A 20896-nucleotide genomic window follows, 5' to 3' on the forward strand; every position below is an offset into this window, starting at 1 on the left:
GAAGTAATGCCTACTATGACTCAAGTCGCGAAAAAAATTCTGGTAACGTGCGCCCTGCCGTACGCCAACGGCTCAATCCACCTCGGCCACATGCTGGAGCATATCCAGGCTGATGTCTGGGTCCGTTACCAGCGAATGCGCGGCCACGAGGTCAACTTCATCTGTGCAGACGATGCTCACGGCACGCCGATCATGCTGAAAGCGCAGCAGCTGGGTATCTCCCCGGAGCAGATGATTGCCGAAATGAGTCAGGAGCATCAGACCGATTTTGCTGGCTTTGACATCAGCTATGACAACTATCACTCCACCCACAGCGACGAGAACCGTGAGCTGTCGGAGCTAATCTACACGCGTCTGAAAGAGAACGGTTTTATCAAAAACCGCACCATCTCTCAGCTGTACGATCCGGAAAAAGGCATGTTCCTGCCGGACCGTTTCGTCAAAGGCACCTGCCCGAAATGCAAATCACCGGATCAGTACGGCGATAACTGCGAAGTGTGTGGCGCAACCTACAGCCCGACTGAGCTTATCGAGCCGAAATCCGTGGTGTCCGGCGCTACGCCTGTGATGCGTGATTCCGAGCACTTCTTCTTTGACCTGCCATCCTTCAGCGAAATGCTGCAGGCGTGGACCCGCAGCGGCGCGCTGCAGGAGCAGGTGGCGAACAAGATGCAGGAGTGGTTCGAATCCGGTCTGCAACAGTGGGATATCTCCCGCGATGCGCCGTACTTCGGCTTCGAAATCCCGAACGCACCGGGCAAATACTTCTACGTCTGGCTGGACGCACCCATCGGCTACATGGGCTCCTTCAAGAACCTGTGCGACAAGCGTGGCGACACCGTCAGCTTCGACGAATACTGGAAGAAAGATTCCACTGCCGAGCTGTATCACTTCATCGGTAAAGACATCGTTTACTTCCACAGTCTGTTCTGGCCGGCAATGCTGGAAGGCAGCAACTTCCGCAAGCCGACCAACCTGTTCGTGCACGGCTACGTGACGGTTAACGGCGCGAAGATGTCTAAATCTCGCGGGACGTTCATTAAAGCCAGCACCTGGCTGAACCACTTCGACGCGGATAGCCTGCGCTACTACTACACGGCGAAGCTCTCCTCTCGCATCGACGACATTGACCTGAACCTAGAAGATTTCGTCCAGCGCGTGAACGCGGACATCGTCAACAAGGTGGTGAACCTGGCGTCCCGTAACGCAGGCTTTATCGCCAAACGCTTTGACGGCGTGCTCTCCGCAGAGCTGGCCGATCCTGAGCTGTATAAAACCTTCACTGACGCCGCCGCTGCGGTTGGCGAAGCGTGGGAAAGCCGTGAATTCGGTAAAGCCATTCGTGAAATCATGGCGCTGGCAGATGTTGCCAACCGCTATGTAGACGAGCAGGCGCCATGGGTGGTTGCCAAACAGGAAGGCCGCGACGCCGACCTGCAGGCGATCTGCACCATGGGTCTGAACATGTTCCGCGTGCTGATGACCTGGCTGAAACCGGTTCTGCCGCAGCTGGCCGCGCGTGCTGAAGCCTTCCTGAACACCGAACTGACCTGGGATGCTATCCAGCAGCCGCTGCTCAGCCACAAGGTGAACACCTTCAAAGCGCTGTATAACCGCATTGAGATGAAGCAGGTTGAAGCCCTGGTCGAAGCCTCTAAAGAAGAGGTGAAGGCCGCTACAGCACCGGTGACCGGCCCGCTGGCGGACGATCCGATTCAGGAAACCATCACCTTTGACGATTTCGCCAAAGTTGACCTGCGCGTAGCGCTGATTGAAAACGCGGAATTCGTGGAAGGCTCTGACAAGCTGCTGCGCCTGACGCTGGATCTGGGCGGCGAGAAGCGCAACGTCTTCTCCGGCATCCGTTCAGCCTATCCGGATCCACAGGTACTGATTGGCCGTCAGACCGTGATGGTGGCGAACCTGGCACCGCGTAAAATGCGCTTCGGCATCTCTGAGGGGATGGTGATGGCCGCAGGCCCCGGCGGGAAAGAGATTTTCCTGTTAAGCCCTGACGAAGGCGCGAAGCCGGGTCAGCAGGTGAAATAACAAAAAAGCCGGAGATTATCTCCGGCTTTTTTGTTCTCCCTCTCCCTGTGGGAGAGGGTCGGGGTGAGGGCATCAGGCCGCACCCATGCCGCCTTTACGCTTTAGGGTGATGCACCCGGTGGGTCAGCCCGCGCAGAAAATTACGCAGAAACTGATCGCCGCACTCGCGGTAGTTTTTGTGGTCCGGCGCGCGCATCATGGCAGTCACTTCCGGCACGGATACGCGGTATTTTTGCTCCGTCATGATCGCCACAATATCGTCCGTTTTCAGCGAGAACGCGATGCGCAGCTTTTTCAGTACCGTGTTGTTGTTCACGCGACGCTCCAGCGCCAGCTCCGGGGCGGACTCATCTTTGCCACGCTTGTCATAAATCAGACCGTTCAGGAAACCCGACAAAATGATGTCGGGGCAGCGCACGAAGCCCTCTTCATCCTCTTTGGTCATCCAGGTGTCAAAGCCTGCAGACGTGGATTCCATGTCGGACAGGGCAAGAATGCGCACCATGTCGTTGTTGTTTGCTTTCAGGGTGTAGCGCAGGCTACGGAGAATATCGTTACTGAGCATAGAGCCTTCGAATGTCGATGATGCAATGGCGCGCAGTGTACCAGCTTTACAGGCCAATCGCCTCTTTCAAACTTTTCAGATAGCGGCGGCTGACGGGAACAGTCTGCCCGGCGCGCAGGACCAGCTCGGCCTGGCCGTTGTCTTCCAGGCGGATCTCTTTCAGATGCGCCATGTTCACCAGATACTGGCGATGACAGCGGATCAGCGGCGTGCGGCTCTCCAGCGTGCGCAGAGTCAGTTCGGTAAATCCTTCATTTCCCTCTGCACTGGTGACAAACACGCCGCTCAGTCGGCTACTCACGAAGGCCACATCATCCATCTGCAAAAGATAGATTCGGCTGTGCCCGGTGCACGGGATAAATTTCAGCGGCTGCTGGTTCTCTGGCAGCAGCGTGACATCCTGGACGGTTCGCTCCTGGCGTAACCTGTTCAGGGTCTTTTCCAGCCGCTTCTCTTCAATCGGCTTGAGTAAATAATCAAACGCGTGCTCCTCAAAAGCCTTAACGGCATACTCGTCGAAGGCCGTCAGAAACACGATGTAGGGACGATGCGCCGGGTCGAGCATACCCACCATCTCCAGCCCGCTGATACGCGGCATTTGAATGTCGAGGAACAGCACGTCAGGGCGCAACTTATGCACGGCACCAATGGCCTCAATGGCGTTCGCACACTCTCCCACAACCTCAATATCTGGCTGCTCCTGCAGCAGAACGCGCAGGTTTTCCCGTGCCAGCGGCTCATCATCCACAATCAGCACTCTTAACATGCGTTTTCCTCCAGCGGCAGTCGAACGGTAATACGGGTAAATCGGTCCGGCTCACAGGCCACGGTAATACCGCAGTCGTCGCCAAAGTGGGCACGCAGACGTTTATCCACCAGGCTCATCCCTAGCCCGCCCGACGTGGAAGGCTGATAAAGCCCGGCATTATCTTCAATATCCAGCACCAGATGATGGTTAAAACGGCTGGCAGCAATCGTGATCTCTCCGATCCCGAGCAGCTGCGAAGTTCCATGTTTGATGGCATTTTCCACGATAGGCTGCAGGGTAAAGGCCGGAAGATGCTGATACGCCAGGTCATCCGGGACGGAAAGCGACACCTGCAGGCGAGACTGGAAACGCGCCTGCTCAATCTGCAGATAGGCGTTCACGTGCTCAATCTCATCGGACAGGGTCACTATCTCTGACGGACGTTTCAGGTTCTTGCGGAAAAAGGTCGACAGAAACTGCACCAGCTGCGCGGCCTGATCGCTGTCGCGGCGGATCACCGCTTTAAGCGTATTCAGGGCATTAAACAGGAAATGCGGATTAACCTGCGCATGCAGGAGCTTAATCTCAGACTGCGTTAAAAGAGCTTTCTGCCGTTCATACTGCCCGGCGAGGATTTGCGCTGACAGCAGCTGAGCGATCCCCTCCCCCAGCGTGCGGTTGATGGAGCTGAACAGGCGGTTTTTCGCCTCATACAGCTTGATGGTGCCCATCACCCGCTGATTTTCACCGCGCAGCGGAATGACGAGCGTGGAGCCCAGCTTACACTGCGGATGCAGCGAGCAGCGATAAGGCACTTCGTTACCATCGGCATACACTACTTCGCCGGTTTCAATGGCCCGCAGCGTATAGGTTGAGGAGATAGGTTTGCCCGGCAGATGGTGATCGTCTCCGGTGCCGGTAAACGCCAGCAGCTTTTCGCGATCGGTGATGGCGACCGCGCCGATATCGAGCTCTTTGTAGAGCACCTGCGCCACCTTCATGCTGTTCTCCTCGTTGAACCCCTGGCGCAGGATCCCTTCGGTCGAGGCGGCAACCTTCAACGCCGTGGCAGAAAAGGCCGAGGTGTACTTCTCAAACATGGCGCGTTTATCAAGCAGAATGCGCATAAACAGCGCCGCGCCGACAGTGTTAGTCACCATCATCGGGGCCGCAATACTGCTGACCAGGTGCAGCGCATCGTCAAAGGGACGGGCAATCAGCAGGATGATCGCCATCTGCGCCATTTCGGCCACAAAGGTGATCGCCCCGGCAGTGAGCGGGCTAAAAACTTTATCCGGGCGGCCACGCTTGATCATGTAGCTGTGTACCAGGCCGCCAAGCAGCCCTTCCACGATCGTAGAGATCATACAGCTGAGCGCCGTCATCCCACCCATGGAATAACGATGCAGCCCGCCGGTTAACCCCACAAGGCCACCGACGACGGGGCCGCCAAGCAGCCCGCCCATCACCGCGCCGATCGCGCGCGTATTGGCGATAGAGTCTTCGATATGAAGACCAAAATAAGTCCCCATTATGCAAAAAATAGAGAAGGTGACGTAGCAGAGCAGCTTATGCGGCAGACGTACGGTGACCTGCATCAGCGGGATAAAAAGACGCGTTTTGCTCATCAGCCAGGCGATGACCAGAAACACGCACATCTGCTGAAGCAACAGCAGCACCAGATTAAACTCGTACATACTCAAAACCGCACACGCTAAAAACGCGTAACATACACTGTTGCAGGTTTGCTTTCTTTGAAGCATCCCAAAAAAGCGCAAAATCGTGTCCGTTATCACACCTTTTTCCGATCATCGCGCATCCTTCGCATTATTTGTTCAAAAATCAATCAATCCTTCCTGGTTCGGCAAAGTGGGTCTACAGTTAAGCTGGGAACGCGTAAGCCAGGGGGCAAATATGGCGCTTTACACGATAGGTGAAGTGGCACTCCTTTGTGATATCAATCCCGTTACCCTACGGGCGTGGCAGCGACGGTATGGATTGCTTAAACCGCAGAGAACGGACGGCGGACATCGCCTGTTCAACGATGCCGATATCGACCGAATCCGCGAAATTAAAAGCTGGATAGACAACGGCGTGCAGGTCGGTAAAGTGAAGTCCTTGCTGAGCCACGACGACCCGGACACGCAGCACCTCTGGCGCGAACAGCAGGAAACCCTGCTGCGGCTCCTGCAGGCGGGTAATGTGCAGCGCCTGCGCGCATGGATCAAAGAGCAGGGCCGCGATTATCCGGCACAGACGCTCATCGCCCATCTTTTCATTCCGCTCCGTCGACGCCTGCAATGTCAGCAGTCCACCCTGCAGGCGCTGCTCAGCATGCTCGACGGTGTGCTGATTAACTACATTGCCGTCTGCCTCGCCTCGGCGAAGAACAAGGCCGGAAAAGATGCGCTGGTGGTCGGCTGGAACGTGCACGACACCACCCGCCTGTGGCTGGAAGCGTGGATTGCCACCCAACAGGGCTGGCGCGTGGATGTCCTTGCGCACTCGCTGGCGCAGCTTAAGCCTGAGTTTTTCGACGGCCAGACTCTGCTGGTCTGGTGTGGCGAAGTGCCGTCCGCCACGCAGCAACAGCTGCTGACGGAATGGCGTGAGAATGGGTATCCGGTTTATTCCCTTGGCCCGGATGAGCCATAACGGCATTTAATGGTTCATTAACAGCCGCGCTTCACCGTATAATTGTTCCGTTAACAACAGGAGCACATGATGAAGGCAACCAAACTGGCCGTGATTACCCTTTTTGTCCTGATGGCCGTAAGCGGTATCGGCGGCGTAATGCTGGCAGGGTACTCGTTTATTGTTCGTGGCGGTGTCGGCTGAGGTACATCGCCAGCCGCTCAAAAAGGCGATCGACGACGATAGCCGCCAGCGCGACCAGCACCGCCCCCTGCACAATATAAGCCGTGTTAAACCCGCTTAAGCCGATAATGATCGGCGTTCCCAGCGTATTGGCCCCCACCGTAGACGCAATGGTCGCCGTCCCGATGTTAATAATCACCGACGTGCGGATCCCGGCAATGATAACCGGTGCTGCAAGCGGCAGTTCCACCTTGCGCAGCCGCTGCCAGCGACTCATCCCCATCCCTTCTGCCACGCTTAACACCGATGCCGGGACAGCCGCAATACCCGCCAGCGTGCCCTGCAGAATGGGCAACACCCCGTATAAAATCAGCGCGATAAGCGCAGGCTGCTGACCAAATCCCATGACAGGCACCGCAATGGCCAGCACCGCCACCGGCGGAAACGTCTGTCCAATAGCCGCGATGGTTTCCACCAGGGGACGAAACTCCCGCCCGGCAGGCCGGGTCACCGCGATACCCGCGCCGGTGCCCAGCACAATCGCGACAGTGCTGGAGAGCGCCACCAGCCAGAGATGCGCCACGGCGAGATTAATAAAGCTCTCCTGCTGGTACACCGGGCGCGGCAGCCCAGGGAAAAGTGCGCTGAACAGTACCGCGCTGTGAGGCATCAAAAACAGTAAGGCGACAAACAGCGCTACCAGCCAGAGGAGCGGATCACGCAGAGCCTTCACGCGTCACCTCCCCGGCCAGCAGATCGCGAAAATGTAAGCTTCCGCACGGTTCCCCCCGGGCATCCGAAACGGGTAGCACTTCACACTGGCGCGCCACAAACGCGGAGAGGGCATCCCGCAGGGTCATTTGCGTCTGTAGCGGTTCACCGGCGAGCGACGTATCCTGTCGACGCATATAGTCACTGACCGTTCGCAGGGAGAGCAACCTGACGCCCAGCTCGCTACGGCCAAAAAACTCACGCACAAAGTCGTTCTTCGGGCTGGTCAGCAGCGCGAGCGGCGCGCCCTGCTGCACCACTTCGCCGTGATCCATAAGGACCAGATGGTCAGCCAGACGCAGAGCTTCATCAATATCGTGCGTCACGAGGACAATCGTCCTTCCGAGAATGCGGTGAATACGGGTCATTTCAGTCTGCAGCGCCCCGCGCGTCACCGGATCCAGCGCACCAAAGGGTTCGTCCATCAGCAACACCTGCGGATTGGCCGCCAGCGCGCGCGCCACGCCCACTCGCTGCTGCTGCCCACCGGAAAGCTGGTGCGGATAGCGGTCGCGCAAGGCAGGCTCTAACCCCAGCAGAGACATCAGTTCCTCCACCCGGTCAGCCGTTTTAGCCCGCGACCATTTCTCCAGCTGCAGCACGGTGGCAATGTTTTGCGCCACCGTCCAGTGGGGAAACAGTCCGATGGACTGAATGGCATAGCCCATCCGACGGCGCAACTCCAGCACCGGCAGACTGCGGATCTCTTCCCCGGCAAAGCGGATCAGCCCACTGTCATGCTCGACCAGACGGTTGATCATCTTCAGCGTGGTGGATTTTCCCGACCCTGACGTACCAATCAGCACGGAAAACGCGCCTTCGGCAAAGTTCAGGTTGAGATGGCTCGCCGCCGGGCGACCCGCAAAGGTTTTACTGACATCATGAAATTCAATCATTGGCGCTTCTCCTGAGCAGCGCGAGCCATAAGGCAAACAGCGCGTCGACAACCACCGCCAGCGCAATCGTGGGCACCACGCCCAGCAACACCAAATCGAGAGCACTGCTCAGCAGCCCCTGGAACACCAGCGCACCAAAGCCACCCGCGCCAATCAGCGCGGCGATCACCGCCATGCCCACGGTCTGAACGGCAACTACCCGCAGGCTACGCAGCAGCAGGGGTAGCGCCAGCGGGAGCTGTATCTTCCAGAAACACTGCCGCGCGCTCATCCCCATGGCATGGGCGCTTTCCAGCACATCCGGCGCGACCTGGCTTAACCCCGCGACCACGCCGCGCACCAGCGGCAACAGTGCATAGAGCACCAGCGCGATAAGCGCCGGGGTTAATCCCGTTCCGGCGATGCCTGCCGCGCCCAGCACCGGAAACGACTTCACCAGCCCGGCCAGCGGGGCAATCAGCAGGCCAAACAGCGCAACGGAAGGAATCGTCTGGATGACGTTGAGCACGGCAAAAATGCTGCCCTGGCGGGAAGGATGGCGGTAACACCACATGCCCAGCGAAATCCCGAGCAGAAGCGCCGGAAGGAGCGTGCCGAAGAGGATCGTCAGGTGTTGCGCCAGGGCATCATCAAATACCTCCTGGCGGTTGGCGTACTCTTTTAACAGCGAGAGATTGTTCAGCTCCCCGCTGAACAGCAGGAACAAGGGTATACACCAAATCTGCGCATTCAGTACCCAGCGCCAGACGGCACTGGAGATGAGTCGACGAATCGCATCGCTGCAGGCCAGCAAACAGAGCGCCAGCCACAGCCAGAGGCCGCTGCCTATAGAGGTCCTCGCCAGTGGACTTTCCGCCGACGCCATATGCGTCGCCGCCAGTCCGGCACTCCAGAACAGGAGAATAAACAGCCCTTCGGAGAGGAGCAGCGTCAGCCACTGCGCCGGGCGTCCCTGACAGAGCGACAGGATCACCCAGGCGCCCAGCGACGCCGCCAGCCACCCCGGCGTAAACGACCAGACCTGCCAGAGCGCTTTTCCCTCCCCCGACATCAGGCGGTTAGGGGCGACATTCACAAACGGTAACGCGACCGCCGCGATGGCCGTGCAGGCCAACAGCAGCAGTACGCGGTTATGACATTTTATTGGCACAGCCCTTTCCCGTTACTTCACAAGCCCTTGTTGTTTCAGGAAGTCGGCGGCCACTTTTTTGGCATCCAGTCCCTCGACGGCAATGCTGGCATTCAGCTGCTGCAGCGTTTTTTCATCCAGCTTTTCGAAGACCGGCTTGAGCCAGTCGGCAATCTCCGGATGGGCTTTCAGCACCGCCTCACGCACAACTGGGGTCGGGGCGTAAATCGGCTGAACGCCTTTAGGATCGGTCAGGGTCTGCAGGCCGAGCGCCGCCACCGGGCCATCGGTACCGTAGGCCATGGCCGCATTAACACCCGAGGTTTGCTGCGCTGCGGCTTTGATGGTCACCGCAGTATCCCCGCCCGCCAGAGAGAGCAGCTGCGCCTGGTCGAGTTTGAAACCGTAGGCTTTTTCGAACGCGGGCAGCGCGTCAGGACGCTCGATAAACTCTGCGGACGCCGCAAGCTTAAAATCACCCTTCTCTTTCAGGTAGCGGCTAAGATCCGTCAGTGAGGTCAGCTTACCTTTCTCCGCCACATCTTTGCGCACAGCGATGGTCCAGGTATTGTTGGCCGGAGCCGGGGTCAGCCAGACAAGTTTGTTCTGTTCCGCGTCGAGTTTTTTGACTTTCTCATACCCGGCTTTGGCGTTTTTCCATGCCGGATCGTTTTCATCTTTAAAGAAGAATGCCCCGTTGCCGGTGTATTCCGGGTAGATATCCAGTTCGCCGGAGGTAATCGCCCCGCGCACCACGGGCGTGGTGCCGAGCTGGACTTTATTGACGGTTTTCAGACCGTGGCTTTCCAGCACCTGCAAAATAATATTCCCGAGCAGCGCGCCTTCGGTATCGATCTTGGAACCCACTTTTACCGGCTCCGCCGCCTGTAACGGCACACTCAGCGCCGCCAGTAATGCCGCCGATCCCAACATCCCCTTAATAATCGTCATTCCGCTATCCTCATTTTTTTGCTGCCTTTTTCAGAGGCTTGAGAGAAAAGCGTAGCTTAAAACGGCAGAATTAACCGTCAAAATGCCTTTTTAGCATAAGGTAAGATGCATCCCCCGCAGGACGGGGGGATGCAAAGGCAGGAAAGGTTACAGCAGTTCGAACTCGCCTTTATTCACGCGAGCGGAGTCCACCCCGATAAACACGTTAAATTTGCCGGGTTCCGCATCATATTTCATCTGCTGGTTCCAGAACTTCAGCGCATCCACGTCAATCGGGAAGCTGATGGTTTTGGTTTTACCCGGTTTCAGGTCAACCTTTTCGAAACCACGCAGCTGCTTCACGGGACGACTCATCGACGCAGTGACATCCTGCACGTACATCTGAATCACCGTTGCCCCTTCGCGCTTGCCGGTGTTGGTCACCTCGACGCTGGCGGTAACTTTGCCATCACGCTTCAGGGTCGGGGCCGACATTTTCACCTCGGAGACCTTGAAGGTGGTGTAGCTCAGACCATAACCAAACGGATACAGCGGGCCGTTGGCTTCATCGAAGTAACGTGACGTGTACTTGTTCGGCTTGTCGGCGTTGTACGGGCGACCGGTGTTCAGGTGGCTGTAATAAACCGGGATCTGCCCGACGGAGCGCGGGAAGGACATCGGCAGCTTGCCGGACGGGTTGTAATCGCCAAACAGCACGTCGGCGATAGCGTTACCGCCTTCGGTACCGGCGAACCAGGTTTCCAGAATGGCATCTGCCTGCTGGTCTTCTTTCACCAGCGCCAGCGGACGACCGTTCATCAGCACCAGCACCAGCGGCTTGCCGGTGGCTTTCAGGGCGGCAATCAGATCGCGCTGACTCTGCGGAATAGTGATATCGGTACGGCTGGAAGCTTCATGCGCCATCCCCTGCGCTTCGCCCACGACCGCGACAACAACGTCCGACTGCTTAGCCGCGTTTACCGCTTCGTCGATCATCTCTTTCGGCGTGCGCGGATCGACCTTCACCGCTTCCTCGTACTGGTTGAGGAAGGTGACGATGTCTTTATCATTGGTGACGTTTGCCCCTTTGGCGTACACCACTTTGGCGTTTTCACCGACGGCGCTCTTGATACCGGTCAGCACGGTCACGGACTGATCGGCGACGCCTGCCGCAGACCAGCTGCCCATCACGTCGCGTTTGCTGTCAGCCAGTGGGCCCACCACGGCAATGGTGCCGGACTTTTTCAGCGGCAGCGTGTCGAGGCGGTTCTTCAGCAGCACCAGGCTTTCGCGCGCCACATCACGCGCTTCTTTGCGGTGCAGGCGGCTTTCAGCATTGGTGTCCGCCGGGTCGGAATCCTTTGGCCCCAGGTGGCTGTAAGGATCGTTAAACAACCCCATGTCATATTTCACGTTCAGCACGTGGCGCGTGGCATCGTCCAGCTCCGCCATCGTCACCTTGCCGCTCTTCACCAGCCCCGGCAGGTATTTGCTGTAGTATTCATCGCTCATGCTCATGTTAATGCCAGACTTCAGCGCCACGCGCACGGCGTCTTCCGGGTCGGATGCAGTGCCGTGTTTGATCAGCTCTTTAATCGCGCCGTGGTCAGACACGGTGATGCCCTTAAAGCCCCACTGGTCACGCAGCACGTCTTTCAGCAGCCACGAATCGGAGGTCGCCGGCGTGCCGTTCAGCGAGTTAAGCGCCACCATCACCGCGCCGCTGCCTGCATCCAGCCCTGCCTTGTACGGCGGCATATAGTCGTTGAACAGGCGCTGCGGGCTCATGTCGACAGTGTTGTACTCTTTACCGCCCTCCACTGCGCCATAGGCCGCGAAGTGTTTGACGCTGGTCATCACCGAATAGCGGTCTGCCGGGCTTTTGCCCTGCATCGCTTCCACCATGGTTTTGCCCATCGTGGCGGTTAAATACGTATCTTCACCGAAGCCTTCCGATGCACGGCCCCAGCGCGGATCGCGCGAGACATCGACCATCGGAGCCCAGGTCATGTTCAGGCCGTCATCCGCCGCTTCATAAGCCGACACGCGACCGACGGTTTTCACCGCATCGAGGTTAAAGGAGGAGGCCAGGCCGAGACTGATAGGGAAGACGGTGCGCTGGCCGTGTACCACGTCATAGGCGAAGAAGAGAGGGATCTTCAGGCGGCTAAGCGCCATTACCTGATCCTGCATTTTGCGGATATCCTGGCGGGTGACGGTGTTAAAGATGGCGCCCACCTGGCTTTCTTTGATCATCTCCCGGATGGCCTCTTTCGGGTTATCCGGGCCGACGCTTATCAGACGCAGCTGGCCGATCTTCTCATCAACCGTCATCTTTTTAAGCAGTTCCGTGACAAATGCGTCCCGGGCTTCAGGCGTAAGCGGGTGATTGCCAAACAACTCATCTGCCAGCGCAGGCTGCAGCGCCAGGCTGACGGCGACACCTAAAGAACATATCCATCTCATGTCGTTACTCTCTCATCATTAACCGCCGGAAGAAGGCCACCGGTCCGGGCGAAAAGCGCAGTGTGCCATAAACCCTCTTTTGCTTGCAGGGTTATTCTCTGATTTTTCTCATGAATAGTAGACCGCGAAACTGTTAATCGCGCTATGCTTTACAGCGAGAAATTTGCCCCACCACAAGGAGTGGAAGATGTCTTCTGTTCGAACTGACGATAACAAAACATTCATTAACGAACTGTCGCGCCTGGTTGGCTCCTCTCACCTGCTCACCGACCCGGCTAAAACCGCCCGCTACCGTAAGGGTTTCCGCTCCGGTCAGGGCGAGGCGCTGGCGGTGGTCTTTCCGGGCACGCTGCTGGAACTGTGGCGCGTGCTGAGCGCCTGCGTTGCCGCCGACAAGATTATATTAATGCAGGCGGCCAACACCGGCCTGACCGAAGGTTCTACGCCGAACGGCAACGATTACGATCGTGACATCGTGATTATCAGCACTCTGCGCCTCGACAAGCTGCATCTGCTGGATAAAGGCGAGCAGGTACTCGCCTTCCCTGGTACCACTCTTTACTCGCTGGAAAAAGCGCTTAAGCCGCTGGGACGCGAACCGCATTCGGTGATCGGCTCCTCGTGCATTGGCGCCTCGGTCGTCGGTGGGATCTGCAATAACTCCGGCGGCTCGCTGGTGCAGCGCGGCCCGGCTTACACCGAGATGTCGCTGTTTGCCCGTATCAATGAAGACGGCAAGCTGACGCTGGTGAACCATCTGGGTATCGACCTGGGCGTCACGGCGGAACAGATCCTCAGCAAGCTCGACGACGATCGCGTGAAGGATGAAGACGTTCAGCACGATGGCCGCCACGCGCACGACCATGACTACATTACCCGCGTGCGCGATATTGAAGCCGATACGCCGGCGCGCTATAACGCCGACCCGGACCGTCTGTTTGAGTCCTCCGGCTGTGCGGGCAAGCTTGCCGTTTTCGCGGTGCGTCTCGACACCTTCCCGGCAGAGAAAAAGCAGCAGGTGTTTTATATCGGCACCAACCAGCCTGAAGTGTTAACCGAAATCCGTCGTCATATTCTGGGCGAATTCACCCACCTGCCGGTGGCGGGCGAATATATGCATCGGGACATTTACGACATTGCCGAGCGTTACGGCAAAGATACGTTCCTGATGATCGACAAGCTCGGCACCGACAAAATGCCGTTCTTCTTCACCATGAAGGGCCGCACCGATGCGATGCTGGAGAAAGTGTCGCTGTTCAAACCTCACTTCACCGACCGCTTTATGCAGAAGCTGGGCAACGTTTTCCCGGCGCATTTGCCGGAGCGAATGAAAACCTGGCGTGATAAGTACGAACATCATCTGCTGCTGAAAATGGCCGGGGACGGGATTGCCGAAGCGCAGGCCTGGCTCACCGACTTCTTCAAAACCGCCGAAGGGGATTTCTTCGCCTGTACCCCTGAAGAGGGCAGCAAAGCCTTCCTGCACCGTTTTGCCGCGGCGGGAGCCGCTATCCGTTACCAGGCAGTACACTCTGACGAGGTGGAAGATATCCTGGCGCTGGATATTGCCCTGCGCCGTAACGACACCGAGTGGTTTGAGCATTTGCCGCCGGAAATTGACAGCAAGCTGGTGCATAAGCTCTATTACGGCCATTTTATGTGCTATGTCTTCCATCAGGATTACATTGTCAAAAAAGGGGTTGATGCCCACGAACTGAAAGAGCAGATGCTCGCCCTTCTTCACGAGCGTGGCGCACAATATCCTGCGGAACACAACGTCGGGCATCTTTATAAAGCTCCTGACGCACTTAAGCAGTTTTATCGCGAGAATGACCCTACAAACAGCATGAACCCCGGCATTGGTAAAACAACGCGGAAGAAATACTGGAAAGAGAGCCCAGACGCGGAGCAGCACTTAACGCAAGCGTCTGATTAATTCCTACAGCCAAATTTGAGAGATTGTTTAGCGCTTGTTAATCGTAATAGAGTAACGGTCTGTCGCCGGAGAAACGTTTCTCCGGCATGCGATCACGAGGAGCAGGCACATCATGTCGGCTGTTGACGTTTTATCCGAAACCGAACTGGAAGTGCGCGACGCCCTTCCCGATGATGTGCATGCCATCACCGCAATTTATGCCTGGCATGTGCTTCACGGACGCGCGTCCTTTGAAGAAGTCCCCCCGACTATCGACGAAATGCGCCAGCGTATGAAAAGCGTGGCTGAGAACGGTTTACCGTGGCTCATCGCGCTGTATCGCGGCATCGTGGTGGGTTACTGCTATGCCAGTCCTTACCGACCGCGACACGCCTACCGCTATACCCTGGAAGAGTCGATTTACGTGGACGCCAGCACCACCGGCCGCGGTTTTGGCACAGCATTAATGGATGCGCTTATCGCACGCTGCGAACAAGGCCCGTGGCGGCAGATGATTGCCGTAGTGGGAGATGGCAATAACAACGCCGGTTCGTTGCGGCTGCATAAAAAGCATGGCTTCGAGATTGTCGGTCAGCTGCGCAGCGTGGGATACAAGAAAGGCGACTGGCGGGATACGGTGATTATGCAGCGCCCGCTCAACGACGGGGACTGGACGCTGCCGGAATAAAAGCAAAACGGTAACCTGGGTTACCGTTTTTAGTGTGTTCTCCCTCTCCCTGTGGGAGAGGGTTGGGGTGAGGGCATCAGCGCGCAGAGGTACCTAATCGTTCTGCGCCGTCGCCATCTGCTCCGCTTTCTGCTTTTTATACGTCAAAGCCGCGGCCGGTACAGGCTGCACTTTCCCGGTCTCAATCCAGGTCCGCAGGCGGCTCGCATCCGCAAAGTGAGTATATTTCCCGAAGGCATCCATCACCACCAGCGCCACCGGCTTACCGTTAAACACGGTGCGCATCACCAGACAGTGTCCTGCCGCGTTGGTGAATCCGGTTTTCGTTAGCTGAATATTCCAGTTATCCCGGTAAACCAGATGGTTAGTGTTGCGGAACGGCAGCGTATAGGCCGGGTTGGCAAAGGTCGCCATCTCTTCACGGGTCGTGCTGAGCTGGCCAATCAGCGGATACTGCTTGCTGGCAATCAGCAGTTTCGTCAGATCGCGTGCCGTCGAGACGTTGTTAATCGACAGACCCGTCGGTTCAACATAGTGCGTATTGTTCATCCCCAGCGCTTTGGCTTTGGCGTTCATCGCGCGAATAAACGCGTCGTAACCGCCAGGATAGTGGTGTGCCAGGCTCGCGGCCGCACGGTTTTCGGATGACATCAGCGCCAGCAGCAGCATGTTTTTACGGCTGATTTCGCTGTTCAGGCGCACGCGAGAGTAGATCCCTTTCATCTCTGGCGTGTGGCTGATATCCACTTTCAGTTTTTCGTCCAGCGGCAGATGGGCATCAAGCACCACCATCGCGGTCATTAATTTGGTTATTGAAGCGATCGGGCGCACCAGGTCCGGATGGCTGGCGTAAATCACCTTATTGGTGTTGAGGTCGACAATCATCGCGCTGCCGGATGCAATTTGCGGCTGGGCAGCAGCAGTGGTCACCGCGGGCGTTTTAGCGACGGCTGGCACAGCAGCGGACGCCCCCAGCAACAGCGCCAGGCTAAGTAAAGAGACTCGGAATTTCAGCATGGTGAGACTTCTGATAATTATTCACGCACGTAATGACGTACACCGCCTGCGTCGACGGATAAACGCAGGCTGGCTTCGGCATCATAGCCGTCACAGTGCTTTGTCGCCAGCGGATAATCGTGAACAGATGCTGCATTGCTGGCATTTACGCCAGCAATGCAGTGAGCTTAGAAGAGACGGTATCCATAACCCCAAAGAATAACCGTCAGTGCCAGTAACGCCTCCAGCACCAGCACACCGATAGCCAGTGTTGAGCTGGAGAAGCTCAGCCCCTCTTCTTTGTTGATATTCAGGAAGGTTGGAACTCCCAGATACAGCAGATAACCTGTGTAACAGAGAGCAATCGTACCGATCAGTGCGCACAACCAGACCAGTGGATACAGTGCAACAATACCGCTTAAGAACAGCGGGGTCGCGACGTATCCAGCGAAGACCATACAGCGCGCCAGCGATGGACGTTGCGGATAGTTACGTGCCATCCAGTGAATGACACGCCCCATGACCGCCACGCCCGCCAGCATCAGGCCATAAAAGAGAATGGCAAGATAAAGCCCGGTAAACCAGGAAAGCTGAACCACGGTGCCGTCACCGAAATTCCAGCCGATTTGTGTTGTGCCAATAAACGCGCATATTACCGGCACCGCGGCCATCAGCAGCACATGGTGGGTGTAATGATGCGAGACCGTTTCGTTCTCACTTTTGATGACATGCATTTCACGATCGGGATGGGAGAAAAGTCCCCAGACATGGTTCATAGCGCCCCCTTGTTGTCGGCCCGTCAGCGATACCTTAAGTATAATGCAGGCTTTAGATTATTTTATGTACAGTGGGAAATTTCCGTTGATTTCCCCGCTGTTGATTCATGGGGTATATGATTAAACCAGGTACGCTGAGGGAGATAACATTTACGTAATGGATATTAACGCACTCATTGAACAATATGGCTATGCCGCGCTGGTCATTGGTAGCGTGGCAGAAGGTGAAACCATCACGCTGTTAGGCGGCGTCGCCGCGCATCAGGGCTTACTGAAATTTCCGCTGGTCGTCGCTGCGGTCGCGCTGGGCGGCATGATTGGCGATCAGCTACTCTACTTTCTGGGTCTGCGCTTTGGTCCGACGCTTCTCAAGCGTTTCGCTAAACACAAAAAGAAAATTAACCGCGCGCAGCGCCTGATCCAGCGCCACCCTTACCTGTTCGTCATAGGCACCCGTTTTATGTACGGCTTCAGGATAATCGGGCCGATACTGATTGGCGCCAGCCGTCTGCCGCCGAAAATTTTCCTGCCGCTGAATATTCTTGGCGCCGTTGCCTGGGCGCTGATCTTTACGACGCTCGGTTACGTGGGAGGCGAGGTGATAGGTCCGTGGCTGCATAATCTCGACCAGCATCTGAAGCACTGGGCATGGTTGCTTGTCGTGGTTGTGGCGGTGATTGGCGTCAGGCTGTGGCTGAAACATCGGGAAAAGGCGCGGGATGAGGCGTAGCCGGATGCGGCCTGATGCCCTGCCCCTTACCCTCTCCCACAGGGAGAGGGCAAAAAGTAGCTATCCCTCCGGCTTAAACTGCGGATTCGCCAGCATAAAACCCCCGTCAACGATAAACGATTGCCCGGTGGTATAGCTGGCGTCGCTGTCGCACAGCCACGCCACCAGGCTGGCGATTTCTCTCGTATGCCCGGGGCGCGCCAGTGGGATTTCCGGCATTGAGCCTTCTTTCACTTCGCTGTCGTCCATATCGTTCATGGGTGTGGCAATGGCACCCGGCGCGACGGCGTTCACCAGAATGTTGTGCTTAACCAGTTCTATCGCCATGGATTTGGTCAGGCCGCCGAGCGCATGTTTCGCAGCGGTGTAGGCGCTGGCCTCCGGCAGCGGCGTGTGCTCATGCACCGAGGTAATGTTGACAATTCGCCCTCCTTCCCCCTGCTTCACCATCTGCCGTGCCGCAATCTGCGAACAGAGAAACGCACCGTCCACGTCGACGGTGAAGATGTTCCGCCAGTCGTCAAACGGCATCTCCAGGAAGGGCACTTTGGTCATCGCCCCGGCATTGTTAACCAGCACGTCCAGCCGACCGAAACGCGCAATCAGCACGTCAATGGCTTCAGCACCTTCCGGGAGCGTGCTTAAATCGAGATGGACAGCCTCTGCTCGCTGCCCCTTCGCTTCCACTTCACGGCAGGTTTCCAGCGCACCTTTTTCATCAGAATGCCAGGTAATGCCAATATCAAACCCGCGCTCTGCCAGCATCAGGGCCGTGGTTTTACCAATCCCGGAATCCGATGCGGTAACAATCGCTACTCTGGTCATACTCACCTCCTGAAAAACAGCAAAGAGATAAGTATAGATAACGCCTCTTTTTAGCCGTGATGATAGCCGCCCCCCAGCGCCGACGTTAGTTGCAGCGTGGCGTCGATATACTGTCCTTTCAGCATGACCGTCTCAAGGTGTTCTTTAAGCGCCGGGATTCTGGCTTCGCTGACCCGCGACCCCGCAATGATACCTGCCCTAAAACGAGCCTGCGCCAGCGCCACTACACGTGCCGCGTCTTTTTCGACCTGCTGCTGGTGACGGTTTTTTGCCGTCAGGGTTTCGACTTCGCTGGCCGTACGCGCCACCTGATTCACCGCCTCCACCACCGCTTTGTTGTAGTTCGCGACAGAGAGGTTATTCTGCGCCTGGGCACTATCCAGATTGGCGTTCAGCCTGCCGCTGTCGAAAATCGGCAGGGTCAAACCGGCGGTCACGCCCATCTGCTGAGCGGAAGAGCGGAACAGATCGCTGAGGTGCAGGGCATCCTGCTGTAAGAAGGCCATCAGATTCACGTCAGGATAGAACGCGGCTCTGGCGGCCTCCACCTCGCTCAGGGAGGCTTCGATATACCAGTGCGCCTCCTGAAGATCCGGGCGGCGCGCCAGCAGTTCATATCCCAGCGTTGAAGGGAGCGAGGCTTCTGTCGCAGGCAACGCATGGCGCGTAAGGGCTATGGCCGATGTACCGGTCAACGCAGTCAGTCGCGCCTCAATGGCCTTCATTTTGCCCTTCACGTCCGCTAACTGTTCATCCGTTTTGCTGGCATAAATATCGGTTTCGACGCCCTCCACCGAGGAGGTAATACCTTGCTGATACAGTTCGCGATCGGCATCGATAATATTTTTCTGCTCCTGCTTAATTTGGGAAAGGACATCTCCGGCAGCAGCCTGGGTCTGCCACGCCCAGTAAAGGCGCGCAACGCTGCTGGCAAGCAGCTGGCGAGTCTGCTCCAGCTCCGCTTTTTGCGCATTCACTTTACCGATACGCGCGGCAATCCGGGCGCGATTTTTCCCCCACAGATCCAGATCCCACCCCGCCGTGAGGCCAAAAGTGCCATTGGTGTACCATGGGCCGGTCGTTCCCGCCGCCGGATCGGTCAGCGCGAACGGGCCCATCAGGCCTTCTGCCGACATTTTCTGCCGTTCAACATCCGCAGAAAAATCCAGTTGTGGGCCATCGGCAGCAATAGCGGCCTTCGCCTGTGCTTCCGCGAGCGTAATACGTTGCCGGGCAATTTGCATATCCGGGGCATCCGCTATCGCTTTCGCGATAAGCGTATTTAGCTGCGGGTCGTTATACTCTTTCCACCATTCGTTTTTCGGCCAGTCCGCATGGTTAAGTCGGGTATTTACAGATGCAGCTGTCGCCTGCGTTTTTATTGGCGCTACCGTGGAATGTTCCGGTGCGCACGCAACCAGCATAAAAACAAGGGGAGCACTCAGAGATAAAATAAGAAAACGTTTCATTACGCCATGCACTCAAAAAATAAAGGCGCAACTTACGCTTGATGACTTTCCGTTTTTTAGTAACGCGTGGCAATCCGCAAATTGTTATACATTTACATAATCAGCAAAATATTCACCCAGTGAATTATTTAAATTTAAATATTACCGCTAGTTATTTTGACTGAATGACCCGCGCAATTTCAGCCGACGTCTGGAGCGTGCGGATCGCCTGAAATAACCCCAGCGCTTCGCTGTATTCTTTACGTAAATAGCTCAGCCACTGCTTGATGCGCGCGACGTGATACAAACCGGTATCACCCTGCTTTTCCAGACGGCTGTATTTTTGCAGCAGCGTCACCACGTCAGCCCATGGCATACGCGGTTCGTTATATTTCACGACGCGACTGAGGTTGGGCACGTTCAGCGCACCGCGGCCAATCATCACCGCATTGCAGCCCGTCTCTTTCAGGCATGCCTGCGCGCTTTCATAATCCCAGATTTCGCCGTTGGCGATCACCGGGATAGTGAGCCGTTTGCGGATCTCGCCAATCGCCTGCCAGTTAATACGCTCAGCTTTATAACCATCTTCCTTGGTGCGGCCATGCACCACCAGCTCGGTAGCCCCAGCCTGCTGCACCGCATCGGCAATTTCAAACTGCTTATCTCCGCTGTCCCAGCCCAGACGAACTTTCACGGTGACCGGCAGATGCGAGGGTACCGCCTCGCGCATGGCTTTTGCGCCGCGATAAATCAGCTCAGGATCCTTGAGTAGCGTTGCCCCGCCGCCGCTGCCGTTGACCAGCTTTGACGGACAGCCGCAGTTGAGATCGACGCCATACGAACCCAGCGCCACGGCCCTGGCGGCGTTTTCCGCCAGCCATTCAGGATACTGGCCTAACAGCTGGATCCGCACCAGCGTACCGGAAGGCGTCCGGCTCTGGCGGTGCAGTTCAGGACAGAGACGATAGAATGACTTTTCTGGCAGCAACATATCGACCACGCGCAAAAACTCCGTCACGCAGAGATCGTAATCGTTCACCTCGGTAAGCAGCTCGCGCACAAGAGAGTCGAGCACGCCTTCCATCGGGGCCAGTAAAACACGCATTCTGAGTACCTGTGAAAAAAGACGCGCTATAGTAGCTGCTCT

The 20896-nt window shown here is 56.9% G+C and carries 19 protein-coding genes; 6 read left to right on the forward strand and 13 right to left on the reverse strand.

Translation table 11 applies throughout. The features are described from left to right. Window positions 1-15 precede the first annotated feature (15 nt). The gene (gene metG, locus L383_RS12960; RefSeq protein ID WP_023330912.1) at window positions 16-2049 is read left to right on the forward strand and encodes a methionine--tRNA ligase; all 2034 of its coding nucleotides are present in this window, start codon (window positions 16-18) and stop codon (window positions 2047-2049) included. 94 nt (window positions 2050-2143) lie between these two features. On the opposite strand, the gene L383_RS12955 is transcribed toward metG, so the two are convergent. From L383_RS12955 to L383_RS12945, 3 genes are read right to left on the reverse strand one after another with little or no spacing between them, the layout of a single operon-like run. Then, complete coding sequence (locus L383_RS12955) at window positions 2144-2614, reverse strand: YehS family protein (protein WP_014884542.1); 471 nt, start codon at window positions 2612-2614, stop codon at window positions 2144-2146. Between the two features lie 46 nt (window positions 2615-2660). Next, complete coding sequence (btsR, locus tag L383_RS12950) at window positions 2661-3380, reverse strand: two-component system response regulator BtsR (protein ID WP_014884543.1); 720 nt, start codon at window positions 3378-3380, stop codon at window positions 2661-2663. Next, on the reverse strand, window positions 3374-5059 hold the full coding sequence (locus L383_RS12945) for a sensor histidine kinase (RefSeq protein WP_014884544.1): 1686 nt from the start codon (window positions 5057-5059) through the stop codon (window positions 3374-3376). The genes btsR and L383_RS12945 overlap by 7 nt, the downstream gene beginning before the upstream one ends. Before the next feature lie 217 nt (window positions 5060-5276). Between L383_RS12945 and mlrA the strand changes: the two genes are divergently transcribed. Further along, the gene (gene mlrA / locus L383_RS12940; RefSeq protein ID WP_014884545.1) at window positions 5277-6017 is read left to right on the forward strand and encodes an HTH-type transcriptional regulator MlrA; all 741 of its coding nucleotides are present in this window, start codon (window positions 5277-5279) and stop codon (window positions 6015-6017) included. A gap of 69 nt (window positions 6018-6086) precedes the next feature. Then, window positions 6087-6200 (forward strand): protein YohO, encoded by a 114-nt coding sequence (locus L383_RS25005; protein ID WP_010433613.1) that lies wholly within the window; start codon window positions 6087-6089, stop codon window positions 6198-6200. Here L383_RS25005 and L383_RS12935 read toward each other — a convergent pair. The 5 genes from L383_RS12935 to bglX all read right to left on the reverse strand — a co-directional run bounded on the left by L383_RS12935 (window position 6175) and on the right by bglX (window position 12371). After that, complete coding sequence (locus tag L383_RS12935) at window positions 6175-6912, reverse strand: ABC transporter permease (protein WP_023330914.1); 738 nt, start codon at window positions 6910-6912, stop codon at window positions 6175-6177. The genes L383_RS25005 and L383_RS12935 overlap by 26 nt on opposite strands. Further along, window positions 6896-7846: an ABC transporter ATP-binding protein gene (locus tag L383_RS12930; RefSeq protein ID WP_023330915.1), complete on the reverse strand. Its 951-nt coding sequence runs from the start codon at window positions 7844-7846 to the stop codon at window positions 6896-6898. Before L383_RS12930 ends, L383_RS12935 begins: the two co-directional genes overlap by 17 nt. Then, window positions 7839-8996, reverse strand: coding sequence for an ABC transporter permease (locus L383_RS12925; protein WP_014884548.1), 1158 nt, complete (start codon window positions 8994-8996; stop codon window positions 7839-7841). Before L383_RS12925 ends, L383_RS12930 begins: the two co-directional genes overlap by 8 nt. Window positions 8997-9008: 12 nt before the next feature. Next, window positions 9009-9926 carry a glycine betaine ABC transporter substrate-binding protein OsmF gene (locus L383_RS12920; RefSeq protein WP_014884549.1) on the reverse strand — a complete coding sequence of 306 codons (918 nt, stop codon included), beginning with the start codon at window positions 9924-9926 and terminating at the stop codon, window positions 9009-9011. 147 nt (window positions 9927-10073) lie between these two features. Continuing rightward, complete coding sequence (bglX, locus tag L383_RS12915; RefSeq protein ID WP_023330916.1) at window positions 10074-12371, reverse strand: beta-glucosidase BglX; 2298 nt, start codon at window positions 12369-12371, stop codon at window positions 10074-10076. A 187-nt stretch (window positions 12372-12558) separates the two neighbouring features. Between bglX and dld the strand changes: the two genes are divergently transcribed. Both dld and L383_RS12905 read left to right on the forward strand, forming a co-directional pair. Further along, entirely contained in the window at window positions 12559-14307 is a 1749-nt protein-coding gene (gene dld / locus L383_RS12910; protein ID WP_023330917.1) for a D-lactate dehydrogenase, read from the forward strand. 112 nt (window positions 14308-14419) lie between these two features. Continuing rightward, complete coding sequence (locus L383_RS12905; RefSeq protein ID WP_014884551.1) at window positions 14420-14974, forward strand: GNAT family N-acetyltransferase; 555 nt, start codon at window positions 14420-14422, stop codon at window positions 14972-14974. 93 nt (window positions 14975-15067) lie between these two features. Here the strand turns inward: L383_RS12905 and pbpG are convergent, their stop codons facing one another. Both pbpG and L383_RS12895 read right to left on the reverse strand, forming a co-directional pair. Further along, on the reverse strand, window positions 15068-15991 hold the full coding sequence (pbpG, locus tag L383_RS12900) for a D-alanyl-D-alanine endopeptidase (RefSeq protein ID WP_014884552.1): 924 nt from the start codon (window positions 15989-15991) through the stop codon (window positions 15068-15070). A 167-nt stretch (window positions 15992-16158) separates the two neighbouring features. Then, window positions 16159-16746 (reverse strand): Yip1 family protein, encoded by a 588-nt coding sequence (locus L383_RS12895; RefSeq protein ID WP_014884553.1) that lies wholly within the window; start codon window positions 16744-16746, stop codon window positions 16159-16161. Between the two features lie 157 nt (window positions 16747-16903). Between L383_RS12895 and L383_RS12890 the strand changes: the two genes are divergently transcribed. Beyond that, a complete protein-coding gene (locus tag L383_RS12890; protein ID WP_014884554.1) occupies window positions 16904-17476 on the forward strand; it encodes a DedA family protein in 573 nt (190 codons plus the stop codon). Window positions 17477-17536: 60 nt separating this feature from the next. Here the strand turns inward: L383_RS12890 and L383_RS12885 are convergent, their stop codons facing one another. The 3 genes from L383_RS12885 to dusC all read right to left on the reverse strand — a co-directional run bounded on the left by L383_RS12885 (window position 17537) and on the right by dusC (window position 20854). Next, window positions 17537-18301: an SDR family oxidoreductase gene (locus tag L383_RS12885; protein WP_023330918.1), complete on the reverse strand. Its 765-nt coding sequence runs from the start codon at window positions 18299-18301 to the stop codon at window positions 17537-17539. Window positions 18302-18351: 50 nt separating this feature from the next. After that, entirely contained in the window at window positions 18352-19770 is a 1419-nt protein-coding gene (gene mdtQ / locus L383_RS12880; protein ID WP_023330919.1) for a multidrug resistance outer membrane protein MdtQ, read from the reverse strand. A 151-nt stretch (window positions 19771-19921) separates the two neighbouring features. Beyond that, a complete protein-coding gene (gene dusC, locus L383_RS12875) occupies window positions 19922-20854 on the reverse strand; it encodes a tRNA dihydrouridine(16) synthase DusC (RefSeq protein WP_023330920.1) in 933 nt (310 codons plus the stop codon). Window positions 20855-20896 lie beyond the last annotated feature (42 nt).

Source organism: Enterobacter sp. MGH 37 (assembly GCF_000534515.1).
GTDB classification, from domain to species: Bacteria; Pseudomonadota; Gammaproteobacteria; order Enterobacterales; family Enterobacteriaceae; genus Enterobacter; species Enterobacter kobei.

Bases quoted from the DNA above. Each gene is read 5' to 3' on its own strand.
- metG (WP_023330912.1), top strand. From the start codon at position 16: ATGACTCAAGTCGCGAAAAAAATTCTGGTAACGTGCGCCCTGCCGTAC.
- L383_RS12955 (WP_014884542.1), bottom strand. From the start codon at position 2,614: ATGCTCAGTAACGATATTCTCCGTAGCCTGCGCTACACCCTGAAAGCA.
- btsR (WP_014884543.1), bottom strand. From the start codon at position 3,380: ATGTTAAGAGTGCTGATTGTGGATGATGAGCCGCTGGCACGGGAAAAC.
- L383_RS12945 (WP_014884544.1), bottom strand. From the start codon at position 5,059: ATGTACGAGTTTAATCTGGTGCTGCTGTTGCTTCAGCAGATGTGCGTG.
- mlrA (WP_014884545.1), top strand. From the start codon at position 5,277: ATGGCGCTTTACACGATAGGTGAAGTGGCACTCCTTTGTGATATCAAT.
- L383_RS25005 (WP_010433613.1), top strand. From the start codon at position 6,087: ATGAAGGCAACCAAACTGGCCGTGATTACCCTTTTTGTCCTGATGGCC.
- L383_RS12930 (WP_023330915.1), bottom strand. From the start codon at position 7,846: ATGATTGAATTTCATGATGTCAGTAAAACCTTTGCGGGTCGCCCGGCG.
- L383_RS12920 (WP_014884549.1), bottom strand. From the start codon at position 9,926: ATGACGATTATTAAGGGGATGTTGGGATCGGCGGCATTACTGGCGGCG.
- bglX (WP_023330916.1), bottom strand. From the start codon at position 12,371: ATGAGATGGATATGTTCTTTAGGTGTCGCCGTCAGCCTGGCGCTGCAG.
- dld (WP_023330917.1), top strand. From the start codon at position 12,559: ATGTCTTCTGTTCGAACTGACGATAACAAAACATTCATTAACGAACTG.
- L383_RS12905 (WP_014884551.1), top strand. From the start codon at position 14,420: ATGTCGGCTGTTGACGTTTTATCCGAAACCGAACTGGAAGTGCGCGAC.
- pbpG (WP_014884552.1), bottom strand. From the start codon at position 15,991: ATGCTGAAATTCCGAGTCTCTTTACTTAGCCTGGCGCTGTTGCTGGGG.
- L383_RS12895 (WP_014884553.1), bottom strand. From the start codon at position 16,746: ATGAACCATGTCTGGGGACTTTTCTCCCATCCCGATCGTGAAATGCAT.
- L383_RS12890 (WP_014884554.1), top strand. From the start codon at position 16,904: ATGGATATTAACGCACTCATTGAACAATATGGCTATGCCGCGCTGGTC.
- L383_RS12885 (WP_023330918.1), bottom strand. From the start codon at position 18,301: ATGACCAGAGTAGCGATTGTTACCGCATCGGATTCCGGGATTGGTAAA.
- mdtQ (WP_023330919.1), bottom strand. From the start codon at position 19,770: ATGAAACGTTTTCTTATTTTATCTCTGAGTGCTCCCCTTGTTTTTATG.
- dusC (WP_023330920.1), bottom strand. From the start codon at position 20,854: ATGCGTGTTTTACTGGCCCCGATGGAAGGCGTGCTCGACTCTCTTGTG.